Here is a 14,296-nt window from a genome sequence, read left to right on the forward strand (position 1 = left end):
GATTCCACTGCTCCTTTATGGGTAAAACAGTATAACCGCGTAGAAGGGAGGGAAATTTGACGTGTTCGATTTTTTTGCTGTTCTGTGCGGTGATTTATCATTGTGATTAATGAATGGCGTCACAGTATTTCTCTGTGCAATGAAAAGGGACTTTTACTGTGCAAAATTTGTCTCTGCCCCGGCTTACGAGTAGACTTCGTGCCCTTGTCTGAAAACGGAGAAATAACTCATGAGCGAAACGGCCACCTGGCAGCCGAGCGCATCCATTCCAAACCTGCTAAAGCGCGCAGCAATTATGGCGGAGATCCGCCGTTTCTTTGCCGACCGCGGCGTCCTGGAGGTGGAAACGCCGTGCATGAGTCAGGCGACGGTCACGGATATTCATCTGGTCCCGTTTGAAACCCGTTTTGTTGGCCCAGGCCACTCTCAGGGCATGAATCTGTATCTGATGACCAGCCCGGAATACCATATGAAGCGTCTGCTGGCGGCCGGGTGTGGTCCGGTCTATCAGCTGTGCCGTAGCTTCCGTAATGAAGAGATGGGCCGACACCATAATCCGGAATTCACCATGCTGGAGTGGTACCGCCCGCACTACGACATGTATCGTCTGATGAACGAAGTCGACGATCTGCTGCAACAGGTGCTGGATTGCGCGGAAGCTGAAACGCTCTCCTATCAGCAGGCCTTCCAGCGCCATCTGGAAATCGATCCGCTGTCGGCTGATAAAACACAGCTGCGTGAAGTGGCGGCAAAACTGGATCTGAGCAATGTGGCGGATAACGAAGAGGACCGCGACACGCTGTTGCAACTGCTGTTCACCTTTGGCGTTGAACCGCAAATTGGTAAAGATCGCCCGACGTTTGTCTATCACTTCCCGGCCAGCCAGGCCTCGCTGGCGCAGATCAGCACCGAAGATCACCGCGTGGCGGAACGGTTTGAGGTGTACTTCAAAGGCATTGAGCTGGCGAACGGTTTCCACGAGCTGACCGACGCGCGCGAACAGCAGCAGCGTTTCGAGCAGGATAACCGCAAGCGCAACGCGCGCGGTCTGCCGCAGCAGCCGATTGACACCAACCTGCTGGAAGCGCTTAAGGCCGGTTTACCGGACTGCTCCGGCGTGGCGCTGGGTGTGGATCGTCTGGTCATGCTGGCGCTGGGTGCCGAGCAACTGGGCGATGTGATTGCCTTTACGGTCGATCGCGCCTGAAAAAATGCCGGGTGGCGCTGTCGCTTACCCGGCCTACTCGGTCATTTAACTCTGCCACATTAAAAACTGCTCTTTTCGCTATGCACGGGTCTTTTTCTTAAATTGACTCGGATAGCCACAATATTTGTCTGGTCATCTGCTACCATCCGCGCAGTTTAATTCCGTTTCGGATGGTTATATGTCTCACTCACTCAAAAAAATGACCCTTACCGGGCTCATTCTGATGATTTTTACGTCAGTCTTTGGCTTTGCCAATAGCCCGTCCGCGTTTTATCTGATGGGCTACAGTGCGACGCCGTTTTATATCGTTTCCGCTCTGTTCTTCTTTATCCCGTTTGCGCTGATGATGGCGGAGATGGGCTCGGCGTACCGGAAAGAAGAGGGTGGCATCTATTCGTGGATGAACAACAGCGTCGGCCCCCGTTACGCGTTTATCGGTACGTTCATGTGGTTTTCATCCTACGTCGTCTGGATGGTCAGCACGGCGGCCAAGGTCTGGGTGCCGTTCTCAACGTTTCTCTTCGGTGCGGATAAAACGCAGGTCTGGTCTCTGGCGGGGCTGAGCTCCACGCAGGTGGTCGGTATTCTGGCGGTGTGCTGGATGGTGGTGGTCACGCTGGTGGCCTCGAAAGGCATCAACAAAATTGCCCGTATCACTGCCGTTGGCGGTATTTCCGTGATGTGCCTGAACCTGGTGCTGCTGCTGGTCAGCATCGCCATTCTGTGCCTGAACGGCGGGCATTTCGCACAGGAAGTCAACTTCGTTTCATCGCCTAATCCGGGTTACCAGTCCGGACTGGCCATGCTCTCCTTCGTGGTGTTTGCCATCTTTGCTTACGGTGGAATTGAAGCCGTGGGCGGCCTGGTCGACAAAACCGAAAATCCGGAAAAGAACTTCGCCAAAGGCATTATCTTTGCCGCCATCGTCATATCCATTGGCTACTCACTGGCGATTTTCCTCTGGGGCGTCAGCACCAACTGGCAGCAGGTACTGAGCAATAACACTACCAACCTCGGCAACATTACCTACGTGTTGATGAAAAGCCTGGGGGTGACGCTGGGCAACGCCATGGATCTCGCGCCGGAAACGTCGGCCACCCTGGGGATCTGGTTTGCGCGGATTACCGGTTTGTCGATGTTCCTCGCCTATACTGGCGCGTTCTTCACGCTGATCTACTCGCCGCTGAAAGCGATTATTCAGGGGACGCCAAAGGCGCTGTGGCCTGCACGTATGACTCAGCTGAACGCTGCCGGTATGCCTGCCAACGCGATGTGGATGCAGTGCATGCTGGTGTGCGTGTTCATTCTGCTGGTGTCCTTCGGCGGTGATACCGCGTCGGCGTTCTATAACAAGCTGACCCTGATGGCAAACGTATCGATGACGCTTCCGTATCTGTTCCTGACCCTGGCGTTCCCGTTCTTTAAGGCGAAGCAGGATCTGGAACGACCGTTTGTGATCTTCAAAACCCGTGCGGCGACGCTGCTGGCGACCACTGTTGTGGTGCTGGTCGTCGCGTTCGCCAACATTTTTACCGTCATTCAGCCCGTTGTTGAGGCAAATGACTGGAACAGCACGCTGTGGATGGTTGGCGGACCGATCTTCTTCTCGCTGCTGGCAATGGGGATTTATGAGCATTACCGTCGTCGCTCGACGGCCTGTGTAGCAGAAGTGGCATAAAGGATTGACCCCCTCCCGATGGGGAGGGGGAAAGGATTACAAACTTCCCGCCGGGCGCGTACGCGCCGCTGACGTCAACGTTCTTCCCGTCTTACGTCCGTCCAGCGTTTCCAGACGCATCTGGAACGGTGGGAACGGCATATCAATTCCGTGCTCGCGGAAGCCAGCCAGAATCAGCTGGTGGATCTCATGGCGCAGCGGCATACGGTGTCCCATCTCGGCGGCGTAGATACGCAGCTCGAAAATCTGGATCCCCTGCTGCAAATCAACCAGGAAGACTTCCGGCGGTGGGTTGTCGATTACCAGCGAACAGCGTTCAGCAGCCGTATACAGGATCTGCGTCACCTCTTCGCTGTTGGCATCCGACGGAGCGGGTACGGTCAGCACCACACGCGTGACGGAGTCGGACAGCGACCAGTTGATAAACTGCTCGGTGATAAATGCCTTGTTCGGGACGATGATCTCTTTACGGTCCCAGTCGCTGATGGTGGTGGCGCGGGTGTTGATCCTGGTGACGCTGCCGGTGAGATCGCGGATGGTCACCGTATCGCCAATTCGAATCGGCTTTTCAAACAGAATGATCAGACCAGAAACGAAGTTGGCAAAAATCTCCTGTAAACCAAAGCCCAGGCCTACGGTCAGGGCGGCAACCAGCCATTGCAGTTTTGACCATTCGATACCAATCATCGAGAAGCCAACCAGCCCACCAAACAGCATGATTAAATACTTGGTGATGGTGGTGATCGCATAGCCCGTGCCTGGGGTTAAATCCAGATGCTGCAACAGCGCCAGCTCCAGCAGGGCAGGGAAGTTACGGATCAGCTGGGTGGTGATGATCAGCACCAGAATCGCAATCAGCACGGCCCCTAAGGTGATGGGCTCCAGGCTTTCGACTCCCTGCACCGTGGACGTCACATCCCATAAAGAGATGTTCTCCAGGAAGCCAAACGCGGAGTGGATTTCTGACCACAGGTAGATCACCGACAGCAGGGCAACCAGCATCAGAATTGAGCGTACCAGCCGCAGGGACTGAGTACTTATCGCATCCAGATCCAGTTCGACGTCATCAGCGTCTGTAGTCCCTTCGGTGCTGTTGACGTGGTTTGGCTCTTCCTCACCCCGCGCGCGCTGGGCCAGAATTTCTGCGCGACGATGTTTAGCACGGTCAAACGCCAGACGACGACGCTGGATCAGCATGCCGCGGCGGATAACATGGTAGACCACCAGCAGCAGGAACCAGATGGCCACCGACGTTTCCAGTCGGGCGAGCAGCGCCTGCGACGTGGCGAGATAACCGACCGCTGCCGCCAGCATCGCCGCCAGCGGCGCGCTGAGCAGCAGGTTCCACAGCAGACGGTTTAACATGTTATCGCCGCTGCCGGTCTTGTCGAGATAGAGCGGGATCCCGGCGCGTTTCAGGCTGAGCGTCACTACCGCTAACGCCCCGCAGATCAGCATAAAGCACAGCCGTCCCAACGAGCCGGAGAACTCCCGGTCATTGAGATTATCGAACATGATCAACGCCATAATCAGCGGCACAATCAGCCCGATACTCATCAGGTAGTAACGCATCGCCCGCGCAACGCGATTACGCGGCCAGCCAAAGTGAGCGATGAACAGACCATTTGGCCGCGCAAACGTGGCGCAAATCATCACCACCCACAGCAGCGGGACGGTGGCGGTCACGCCATCGCCAATCGCGACGGCAAGCGGGTAGGGCCAGGCTTCACGCAGTCCGTATCCGAGCGTCATCCACAGCACCGGCAGCGGAGACGCGACCAGAATTGACCAGAACACCGTACGCAACGTCAGCCAGAAGTGATCCTGGGTTACTTTTCCCACTCGGGCGCTGGAGCGCTCAAGGAAACGGGTAAAGTGACGACGGGAATAAATACTGAAGCCCACCAGAATCAGCGCCCCCAGCAACGGGAAGATAGTCTCCTTACTGGTTATCATCATTACGCTGGCGAGGCCCAGCTGGCTAAAGGTGTCCAGCGAAATGAGGCGGCGCAGATCCTGCACGATCTCAATCGGCCAGGCGAAGGTCATCGGCCGCACGTCGGACGTCCAGAAAAGGTAACGGTGCGTGGCTTCGTTGACCTCTTTCAGCGCATCCTCCAGCTGGCTATTCGAGACTTTCAGCTTGGTCAGCTCAAGGATCAGCGTATCGCCCCCCTGCAACAGGGAATTGAGCAGTTCGCGTTGGGTGCGCAGCTGTGCTTCCAGAATACGACTTTGCTCGCCGGTGAGCGGCTGTCCGTCAGCCTGACGGATCTGGCGGATTTGCGGCTGCTTGTTGAGGAGATCTTCATAATGAAGACGCTGAACACGCAGCTGCGCCATCTCCGTATCAAGCTGCTGTGGTTTTGGCATCTCTGGCAGACGGGCCACCTGCGCGCGTAACGCTTCGCCCAACAGGTTAGACGAGCCAAGCCACTGGGACTGTTCACGCAGCGTGTTGAGTGCCTGACGAACCTGAAGGGTTTGATTGGTAGCCTGACGCTGCTGCGAGGCCACCAAATCCATGCGCTGCGCCTGCTGATTCAGCGCAGCAGAAAGCTCGCGGTTAACCTTAAACTGGGCGACGATGCTGTCGGGCAGGTTAGCGCTGTTTTCGGCCAGTAACTCTGTGCTTTCCAGAGCACGTTCAGCTTCACGCTGACGCTGGCTGTTGAGTTGATTTCTCAGCGCCTGGAGATACGCATCCAGCTGCTGGCTCTGCTTCTGCGCCAGCTCGGAACGCATCCGCGACAGCTCCTGGCGGTTGTTAGCGGAAAGCTGCGCCAGCTCCAGTTCATCAACCAGGGCTTTTAGTCTGGCGGATTCCGCCTGCAACCCAAGATTTTGCGCCTGATTCTGCGGTGTGCTGCCTGTCTGCGTCCCGATGCGGCGTTCCACCTCATTTAACTGACGGCGGGCATCGGTTTGCTGCTGTGGAAGCTGACTGAGGGAATCGGCAATTTCACGCGCCCGTTCCTGCTCCTGCTGCGCCAGACGGCTTTTTTCCAGCAGCTGGCTGCTGACTTGCAGGATCTCCTGATTCAGCGCCTCGGACGTCATCCCCGCGGGGACCTGGCGTGGTTCATCGCGCAGGTTGTTTAGCTGCGAGCGCAGGGTCTGAGAGAGTTTGGGGAAATTGTCGATAACCTGTTGATACTGCTGCGCGCGCTCAAGGGAACCCTTTCGTTCCTCAAGCGCGTTCAGTGCAGACTGGAGTGACTCAACGGTCTCCGGCTGAGCGGGTTTTGCCGCTTTTGCCTGCTCCAGCTCCTGGGTTATCTGTTTGGCGTCGGGGGCCGTCGCTGCGTACGCCCCCATGCTGAGGCACCAGGCCATCAGTAATAAGATAATCGGGCGCACGTCAGCGATCCTTCTGTTGTTAGCCTTCGTCTTTTTTGTCGTCAACCAGCGGGCTGGCGTCGTGCTCGGCTTTGATCTCATCTTCCGGCAACGGGGCTGGCGCAACGTCTGGTGTTGCAAAGACCTCCGTCGATACTGCCAGAGGCTGGCCGAGTTTGGTCACGGACAGGCTTTCCAGCTCGTCGACCAGGTTAACTTTGCCCGGAGCGAACAGGTTGATGACCGTTGAGCCCAGCTTGAAGCGGCCCATTTCCTGACCTTTCAGCAGGGCCACAGAACCTTCTTCTTCGCCGGCAGGCCAGGTCCAGCGCTTGATCACGCCTTCGCGTGGCGGAGTAATGGTGCCCGCCCAGACGGTTTCGATGCTGCCTACAATGGTAGCACCCACCAGAATCTGCGCCATTGGGCCAAATTCAGTATCAAACAGGCAGATGACGCGCTCGTTACGGGCAAACAGGTTAGGAACGTTTTGCGCCGTCAGGTGATTGACGGAGAACAGATCCCCCGGCACGTAGATCATCTCGCGCAGAATACCGTTACACGGCATATGCACGCGGTGGTAATCGCGCGGGGAGAGATAGGTGGTCGCGAAAGTCCCGTTACGGAACAGATCGGCCATTATGTAGTTACCGGCCAGCAGCGCTTCCAGGCTGTAGTTATGGCCTTTCGCCTGCAAAATTTTGTCGTCTTCAATTTTACCCAGCTGGCTGATCACGCCGTCCGCTGGCATCACCAGCACGTTCGGGTCGGTATTCAGCGGGCGCACTTCATCGCGCAGCGGACGCACAAAAAATTCGTTGAAGGTACGATAGCTTGCCGTATCCGGCTTCTGCGCTTCTTTCATGTCGACCTTGTAGTATTTCACGAACAGGTCGATGACCAGTTTGGTCAGCCAGCCCGCTCGTTTGCTCGCGCCCCAGCCCGCCAGGCGAGTGAGCCACAGTTTCGGCAGAATGTATTGAAGCGAAAGTTTAAATGAGTTTAACAAGGTAGCCTCCAGGCCATTGTTTTGTCGTTCCTGATCCGGCATTACGCTGCCGGAACCTGAAAAAAGGGGACGATTTTAGCGACGCTTAGCTTAGTTGTCAGTTATCAGAATCAGAAAAGTTTTTACGCGTTTTTACCTGGTCCATGCTTTCGAGAATACGGTGGTAATTTTCGAAACGGGTTTCCGCAATTTCTCCGTTCTCTACCGCTTCGCGGATGGCGCAGCCCGGATCGTTGTCATGTTTACAGTCGCGGTATTTGCAAGCGCCTAAATAGTCATGGAATTCGACAAATCCGTTAAAGATTTGTTCCGGCTCGAGATGCCAGAGACCAAATTCACGCACGCCCGGGGAGTCAATCACATCGCCGCCGTGCGGGAAGTGATAGAGACGTGAGGCGGTGGTGGTGTGCTGGCCCAGCCCGGAGACGTCCGACACATCGTTGGTCAGGATCTCCTGCTGAAGGCCGAGCAGATTGTTAAGCAGGCTGGATTTACCCACGCCGGACTGCCCTGCAAAGATGCTGATGCGGTCGGTTAGCGCATCTTCCAGCGGCTTCAGGCCGTCTTTGGTGCGGCTGGAAACCATCAACACGCGATAGCCAATGTTGCGGTAAATATCCATCTGCTCATTGACAAAGGCCATGGCCTCGTCATCCAGCAGATCGATTTTATTCAGCACGATAAGCGGCTCAACCTGTAGCGTTTCGCAGGCCACCAGATAACGGTCAATAATGTTGAGTGAAAGCTCAGGCAAAATCGCCGAAACGATCACGATCTGGTTAATGTTGGCGGCAATGGGCTTCACGCCGTCGTAGAAATCCGGACGGGTCAGAACCGACGTGCGTTCATGCACGGCTTCAACGATACCTTTAACCGTTACCCCTTCTGCCGCCTCTTTGCCTGGACGCCAGACCACGCGGTCACCGGTCACCAGGGAACGGATGGTGCGACGGATATTGCAACGGTGGATATCCCCGTCGGCAGATTCGACATCGGCGTGCATGCCGAAGCGGCTAATCACAACGCCTTCTGTCGCTTCGCCAAACAGGTTGTCGTCGTAATCGGGCTTCTCCGTAGTGGTTTTAAGACGGCGCTGGTGATTTGCATTCACGCGGCGCTGCTGCCCTTTGGAGAGTTTATTTTTACTCAATCGCGCTGGCTCCTGGTCGCCCGTAGCGGGCAAAACCTCTATGATACACTCTAATTAATACTAGTTAACCTGCTACTGCCGGTTATGCGAGAAGGGTGGAAAATAACATGAGCGCGGACGAAAACAACCTGATTTGGATCGATCTGGAGATGACCGGCCTTGATCCCGAGCGCGATCGCATTATTGAGATCGCCACACTGGTCACCGATGCCAACCTCAATATTCTGGCGGAAGGCCCAACGATTGCCGTGCACCAGTCCGATGACCAGCTTGCGCTGATGGATGAGTGGAACGTGCGTACCCATACCGGCAGCGGGCTGGTGGAACGCGTGAAGGCCAGCACCCTGGGCGACCGCGAAGCGGAGCTGGCGACGCTTGAATTTCTGAAGCAGTGGGTGCCGGCAGGAAAATCGCCTATCTGTGGCAACAGCATTGGTCAGGATCGTCGTTTCCTGTTTAAGTACATGCCGGAGCTGGAGTCCTACTTCCACTACCGCTATCTGGATGTGAGCACCCTGAAAGAGCTGGCCCGCCGCTGGAAACCGGAAATTCTCGACGGCTTCACAAAGCAGGGGACGCACCAGGCGATGGATGACATCCGTGAGTCTGTTGCGGAGCTGGCGTACTATCGCGAAAACTTTATTAAGCTCTGATTTTGCGATCCGGCGCCTTGCGTGGCCGGGTTTTTGTCGCTAAATTGTTCAGCTTGCCGATTAAATAAGCACTTGAACTGAATTTCAAAAAAATCGCTTTGAGGGGGGTTGCAGCTAAACGGATTTCTCGTATAATGCGCCTCCCGTAACGACAGAGAATTACACGTTACGACAGCAACAAAAGCAGTACAGATTTGCGGGAATAGCTCAGTTGGTAGAGCACGACCTTGCCAAGGTCGGGGTCGCGAGTTCGAGTCTCGTTTCCCGCTCCAAAATTTGAAAAGTATCGCAAGATACGCCAGCACCAGAACACCCAAGCGGGAATAGCTCAGTTGGTAGAGCACGACCTTGCCAAGGTCGGGGTCGCGAGTTCGAGTCTCGTTTCCCGCTCCAAAATTTGAAAGTATCGCAAGATACGCATAGCACCAGAACACCCAAGCGGGAATAGCTCAGTTGGTAGAGCACGACCTTGCCAAGGTCGGGGTCGCGAGTTCGAGTCTCGTTTCCCGCTCCAAATTCTTCTTCATCTCCAGATTATCCACAGCGAAGTGCTTCGTTGGGGACCTTTTCTATTATGTCTGAAATACTCTTGTGAACAGAGTTATCCACAGAAACCGTGATAAAACCAGTCTCTACGAAATGTTAGCAGGGTGAATAATATCTTCGTAATTACCTGTAATTTATGAAGAAAATTTGATTTCAAAATGTTATTGAGATCACTTGACCTGTTTGCCAGAGCTGATGGCGCCTGAATTCTTATTTTTATTCACAGCCTGTGAATATATCACACATCCCGCGGCAGTCCTTTTTCAATCACCCTGACCAGGCGCTGTTTCTTCGGTAACTGCACTTCAACCACGCCGGCATTTCGCTTCTCAATTTGCTGCGCAATCGCCCATTCTATGTGCTCATCAAGAAGTGGGTGCTCACCTCTACGGCTTTCGAGCGCCTGAAGATTTGCCTCATCCCACGGGGCATTCCCCAGCGCAACGGCCACATTACGCAGCCAGCGCAGGTGGCCGATACGACGTATGGCGGAACCCTCCGTCACCTTCAGGAACCAGGCTTCGCTCCAGGCGAACAGTTCGATCAACTGCGGGGCATGTAACGCCTTGCGCGGACTGAAGTCTTCTTCGTCCGTCAACTGTGAATAACGGTTCCACGGACAAATCAGCTGACAGTCATCACAGCCGTAGATGCGGTTGCCAATAAGCGGACGAAACTCCTCTGGAATAGCGCCTTCCAGCTCGATAGTGAGATAAGAGATACAGCGGCGCGCATCAACGGTATACGGTTCGACAATCGCGCCCGTCGGGCAGATGGTCATACAGGCCACACAGCGGCCACAACCTTCTTCCACCGGACTGTCTACCGGAAGAGGTAAATCAATCAGTAGTTCACCCAGGAAAAAGAATGAGCCCGCGTCGCGGCTTAAGATAAGTGAGTGCTTACCTGTCCAGCCGAGCCCGGCTTTTTCGGCGATCGGGCGCTCAAGAATAGGCGCAGAATCGACAAAGGGTCTAAAATTCAGCGAAACACAGTGCTGCTGAATGGTTTCCCCGAGCTTTTTTAGACGGTTGCGCAGAAGTTTGTGGTAATCACGCCCCAGCGCGTATCGGCTGACGTAACCCAGAGAGGGATTTTTTAGCGTGCGCGCAAAGGCCGCGTTAGCGGGCAGATAGTTCATGCGTACGCTAATAACGCGCAGCGTACCCGGCAACAGCTCGTGGGGGCGGGCACGCATCATACCGTGACGCGCCATCCACTCCATCTCGCCGTGGTATTGTTTATCCAGCCATGCCTGGAGCTTAGGCTCACTGGCAGAGAGGTCGGTGTCAGTAATACCGACCTTCTGGAAGCCCAGTTCAGCACCCCACTGTTTTATTTTTTGCGCTAATTCATTGAGATCGAGGGGCTGTGACATGACGGACCATACTGTGAAGAAAAACCCCGCAAGTATACCACATTCCATCTGGCATGCGGATGACCTCCTTCGGGCCGAGAAAGAGGCCGCAGATAGCCTCGGCATTACCCTTTACGAACTGATGCAGCGCGCGGGCGAGGCGGCGTTTAACGTGGCGCGCACGGCTTATCCTGATGCCTCGCACTATCTGATCCTGTGCGGGCACGGCAATAACGGTGGCGATGGCTATGTGGTGGCTCGTCTTGCGGTGGCGGCGGGGCTGCGCGTCACCCTGATGGCGCTGGAGAGCGACAAGCCGCTACCGGAAGAGGCTGGCATGGCGAGAGAGGCCTGGCTGAATGCGGGGGGCATTATTCATGCGCCTGATATTATCTGGCCCGAGGATGTCGACGTGATTGTTGATGGTCTGCTGGGGACGGGACTGATGCGCGCGCCTCGCGATGACGTCGCCGCGCTGATTACGCGCGCTAATGCGCACCCCGCCCCGGTGGTAGCGCTGGATATTCCCTCCGGCCTGATGGCACAAACCGGCGCGACGCCGGGCGTGTCGATTGAGGCGGCGCACACCGTGACCTTTATCGCCCTGAAGCCGGGGCTGCTTACCGGGAAAGCGCGGGATGTCGTGGGCACGTTACACCACAACGCCCTGGGGCTGGAAAACTGGCTGATCGGACAGGATACCCACATCACCCGCTTTGATGCCTCCCAGCTTGCACAGTGGCTACCGCCGCGTCGTCCCACCTCCCATAAGGGTGACCATGGCCGACTGCTGATTATTGGTGGCGATCATGGCACGGCAGGTGCGATTCGAATGACCGGAGAGGCCGCGTTGCGCAGCGGCGGCGGATTAATACGCGTGCTGACCCGCAGCGAAAACATTCCGCCCATTATTACCGCGCGGCCGGAGCTGATGGTCCACGAGCTTACCCCGCAGGCGATTGAAGAGGGTCTTGAGTGGGCGGACGTGGTGGTCATTGGTCCGGGCCTGGGTCAGCAGGAGTGGGGTAAACAGGCCCTGCAAAAGGCCGAGAATTTTCGTAAACCGATGCTCTGGGATGCCGACGCGCTTAACCTTCTGGCAATAAACCCGGATAAGCGTCACAATCGCATTCTGACGCCGCACCCCGGCGAAGCCGCACGGCTGCTTAACTGTAGCGTGGCAGAAATTGAAAGCGATCGCTTACTTTCAGCCCAACGTCTGGTAAAACGTTACGGAGGTGTTGCCGTTTTGAAAGGGGCGGGAACCGTTATCGCCAGCGATGATGCGATGGGCATCGTTGATGCCGGTAATGCAGGCATGGCGAGCGGCGGCATGGGCGATGTGCTCTCCGGCATCATTGGCGCATTGCTCGGACAGAAACTTCCCCCTTATGATGCAGCCTGTGCGGGCTGCGTGGCCCACGGTGCGGCGGCTGACAGGCTGGCTGCTCGTTACGGAACGCGCGGTATGCTGGCCACCGATCTTTTTTGCACGCTGCGGCGTGTTGTTAACCCGGATGTGATTGACGTAGAAAATGACTAATCGAGCGATTCCTTTACCTGATGAACAAGCCACTTTAGATCTCGGCAAGCGCGTGGCGCAGGCCTGTCAGGGGGCGACCGTCATTTATCTGTATGGTGATTTAGGCGCGGGTAAAACAACCTTCAGCCGTGGCTTTTTGCAGGCGTTAGGCCATAACGGGAACGTAAAAAGCCCGACCTACACGCTGGTGGAACCGTACACGCTTGAAAATATCATGGTGTACCACTTTGATTTATATCGTCTTGCGGACCCGGAGGAGCTGGAATTTATGGGGATCCGCGATTACTTTGCCAACGACGCCATCTGCCTGGTGGAGTGGCCGCAACAAGGTGCGGGTGTGCTGCCTGACCCGGATGTCGAAATTCACTTAGATTACCAGGCACAAGGGCGTGAGGCACGCATCAGTGCGGTTTCCTCATCAGGCTGTTCCTTACTGGCGCGTTTAGCCGGTTGAGCGTAGGGATAACGGGATGATTAATCGCGTTAAAGGTTGGGTGCTGGCTGCCACGGTCCTGCTGTGCGCGCAGGTCGGGGCGGCCAGCCTCTCGGATATTCAGGTGTCGAATGGCGATAGCCAGGCCCGCATTACGTTCAGCTTTATGGGCGATCCTGAATATGCTTTCTCACAAATCGACAGCCGCAGCGTGGCGCTCGATATTAAACAGACCGGGGTGATCCAGGGGCTGCCGCTCCAGTTCAGCGGCAACAATCTGGTGAAAAGCATCCGTTCGGGAACGCCGAAGGATACGCAGTCTCTGCGTCTGGTGGTCGATCTCACCGAAAAGGGCAAAACGAAGGCGGTTAAGCAGCAAAACGGCGCCAATTATACGGTGGTCTTTACCATTAATGCTGATGTTCCGCCGCCTCCACCGCCTGCACCTGTTGTAGCAAAACGCGTGGAAGCGCCGGTTTATACCCCAAGGCCGTCTGAGCCAGCCCGTAATCCGTTTAAATCACAAAATGACCGACTTACCGCCGTGACCAGCAGCAACACGGTGACGCGTCCGGCGGTCAGCGCGCGGCGAACACCGGTCAGTGGCGACAAAGTGATTATCGCCATCGACGCCGGACACGGCGGGCAAGATCCTGGCGCGATTGGCCCGGGCGGCACGCGGGAGAAAAACGTCACTATCGCCATTGCCCGTAAGCTGCGTGCGCTTCTGAATGACGATCCGATGTTTAAAGGGGTCATGACCCGCGACGGAGATTACTTTATTTCAGTGATGGGACGCTCGGATGTGGCGCGTAAGCAAAACGCCAACTTCCTGGTGTCGATTCACGCGGATGCTGCGCCGAACCGTAACGCCACCGGCGCGTCGGTATGGGTGCTGTCGAACCGTCGAGCCAACAGTGAAATGGCGAACTGGCTTGAAGAGCACGAGAAGCAATCTGAACTGTTAGGCGGGGCAGGCGATGTGCTGGCAAACAGCCAGGCCGATCCGTATCTCAGCCAGGCGGTACTGGATTTACAGTTCGGTCATTCTCAGCGCGTCGGGTATGATGTCGCCACTAACGTACTGAGCCAGCTGCAAAGCATTGGATCGCTGCATAAGCGTCGCCCGGAGCATGCAAGCCTTGGTGTCCTGCGTTCGCCGGATATCCCGTCGATTCTGGTAGAGACGGGCTTTATCAGTAACCATGGTGAAGAGCGTTTACTGGGAAGCGACAGCTATCAGCAGCAAATTGCCGAAGCGATTTATAACGGTCTGCGTAAATACTTTGACGCGCATCCGCTTCAGTCTGCGCCGCAGGGCGGGGCAGCCCAGACGGCAAGCGCCGCGCTGCCGGGTGAAATGACCGCGACTAATTAAGGA

Annotated in this window: 10 protein-coding genes and 3 tRNA genes; 9 read left to right on the forward strand and 4 right to left on the reverse strand. The window is 56.0% G+C overall.

Annotated features, from left to right (window positions below; all coding sequences use genetic code 11):
* Positions 1-229: 229 nt before the first annotated feature.
* Both epmA and yjeM read left to right on the forward strand, forming a co-directional pair.
* Positions 230-1,207, forward strand: coding sequence for an elongation factor P--(R)-beta-lysine ligase (gene epmA, locus BFV63_RS02005; protein WP_003855960.1), 978 nt, complete (start codon positions 230-232; stop codon positions 1,205-1,207).
* Between the two features lie 178 nt (positions 1,208-1,385).
* Positions 1,386-2,885, forward strand: a complete 1,500-nt coding sequence (gene yjeM / locus BFV63_RS02010; protein ID WP_003855961.1) for a glutamate/gamma-aminobutyrate family transporter YjeM — start codon at positions 1,386-1,388, stop codon at positions 2,883-2,885.
* 36 nt (positions 2,886-2,921) lie between these two features.
* Here the strand turns inward: yjeM and mscM are convergent, their stop codons facing one another.
* From mscM to rsgA, 3 genes are all read right to left on the reverse strand, one after another.
* The gene (gene mscM, locus BFV63_RS02015; RefSeq protein WP_045331826.1) at positions 2,922-6,245 is read right to left on the reverse strand and encodes a miniconductance mechanosensitive channel MscM; all 3,324 of its coding nucleotides are present in this window, start codon (positions 6,243-6,245) and stop codon (positions 2,922-2,924) included.
* Positions 6,246-6,264: 19 nt separating this feature from the next.
* Positions 6,265-7,233 carry an archaetidylserine decarboxylase gene (asd, locus tag BFV63_RS02020; protein ID WP_032645928.1) on the reverse strand — a complete coding sequence of 323 codons (969 nt, stop codon included), beginning with the start codon at positions 7,231-7,233 and terminating at the stop codon, positions 6,265-6,267.
* A 97-nt stretch (positions 7,234-7,330) separates the two neighbouring features.
* Positions 7,331-8,383 carry a small ribosomal subunit biogenesis GTPase RsgA gene (gene rsgA, locus BFV63_RS02025; protein WP_003855964.1) on the reverse strand — a complete coding sequence of 351 codons (1,053 nt, stop codon included), beginning with the start codon at positions 8,381-8,383 and terminating at the stop codon, positions 7,331-7,333.
* 107 nt (positions 8,384-8,490) lie between these two features.
* On the opposite strand from rsgA, the gene orn reads away from it, so the two are divergent.
* The 4 genes from orn (at position 8,491) to BFV63_RS02045 (ending at position 9,550) form a co-directional block, all read left to right on the forward strand.
* Positions 8,491-9,036 carry an oligoribonuclease gene (orn, locus tag BFV63_RS02030; RefSeq protein WP_003855965.1) on the forward strand — a complete coding sequence of 182 codons (546 nt, stop codon included), beginning with the start codon at positions 8,491-8,493 and terminating at the stop codon, positions 9,034-9,036.
* Between the two features lie 196 nt (positions 9,037-9,232).
* Positions 9,233-9,308 (forward strand) — tRNA-Gly (locus BFV63_RS02035).
* 45 nt (positions 9,309-9,353) lie between these two features.
* A tRNA-Gly gene (locus BFV63_RS02040) sits at positions 9,354-9,429 on the forward strand.
* A gap of 45 nt (positions 9,430-9,474) precedes the next feature.
* Positions 9,475-9,550 (forward strand) — tRNA-Gly (locus BFV63_RS02045).
* 270 nt (positions 9,551-9,820) lie between these two features.
* On the opposite strand, the gene queG is transcribed toward BFV63_RS02045, so the two are convergent.
* The gene (queG, locus tag BFV63_RS02050; RefSeq protein WP_003855966.1) at positions 9,821-10,960 is read right to left on the reverse strand and encodes a tRNA epoxyqueuosine(34) reductase QueG; all 1,140 of its coding nucleotides are present in this window, start codon (positions 10,958-10,960) and stop codon (positions 9,821-9,823) included.
* Here queG and nnr point away from each other — a divergent pair.
* Genes nnr through amiB form a run of 3 tightly spaced genes read left to right on the forward strand, consistent with a single transcriptional unit; the run spans position 10,959 to position 14,293 of the window.
* Entirely contained in the window at positions 10,959-12,482 is a 1,524-nt protein-coding gene (gene nnr, locus BFV63_RS02055) for a bifunctional ADP-dependent NAD(P)H-hydrate dehydratase/NAD(P)H-hydrate epimerase (RefSeq protein WP_048241518.1), read from the forward strand. The genes queG and nnr overlap by 2 nt on opposite strands.
* Positions 12,475-12,936 carry a tRNA (adenosine(37)-N6)-threonylcarbamoyltransferase complex ATPase subunit type 1 TsaE gene (tsaE, locus tag BFV63_RS02060; protein WP_003855970.1) on the forward strand — a complete coding sequence of 154 codons (462 nt, stop codon included), beginning with the start codon at positions 12,475-12,477 and terminating at the stop codon, positions 12,934-12,936. Before nnr ends, tsaE begins: the two co-directional genes overlap by 8 nt.
* A 16-nt stretch (positions 12,937-12,952) precedes the next feature.
* On the forward strand, positions 12,953-14,293 hold the full coding sequence (gene amiB, locus BFV63_RS02065) for an N-acetylmuramoyl-L-alanine amidase AmiB (RefSeq protein ID WP_003855985.1): 1,341 nt from the start codon (positions 12,953-12,955) through the stop codon (positions 14,291-14,293).
* Positions 14,294-14,296: the final 3 nt, after the last annotated feature.

Origin of the sequence: Enterobacter hormaechei subsp. xiangfangensis (genome assembly GCF_001729785.1) — a bacterium.
Lineage (GTDB): Bacteria > Pseudomonadota > Gammaproteobacteria > Enterobacterales > Enterobacteriaceae > Enterobacter > Enterobacter hormaechei_C.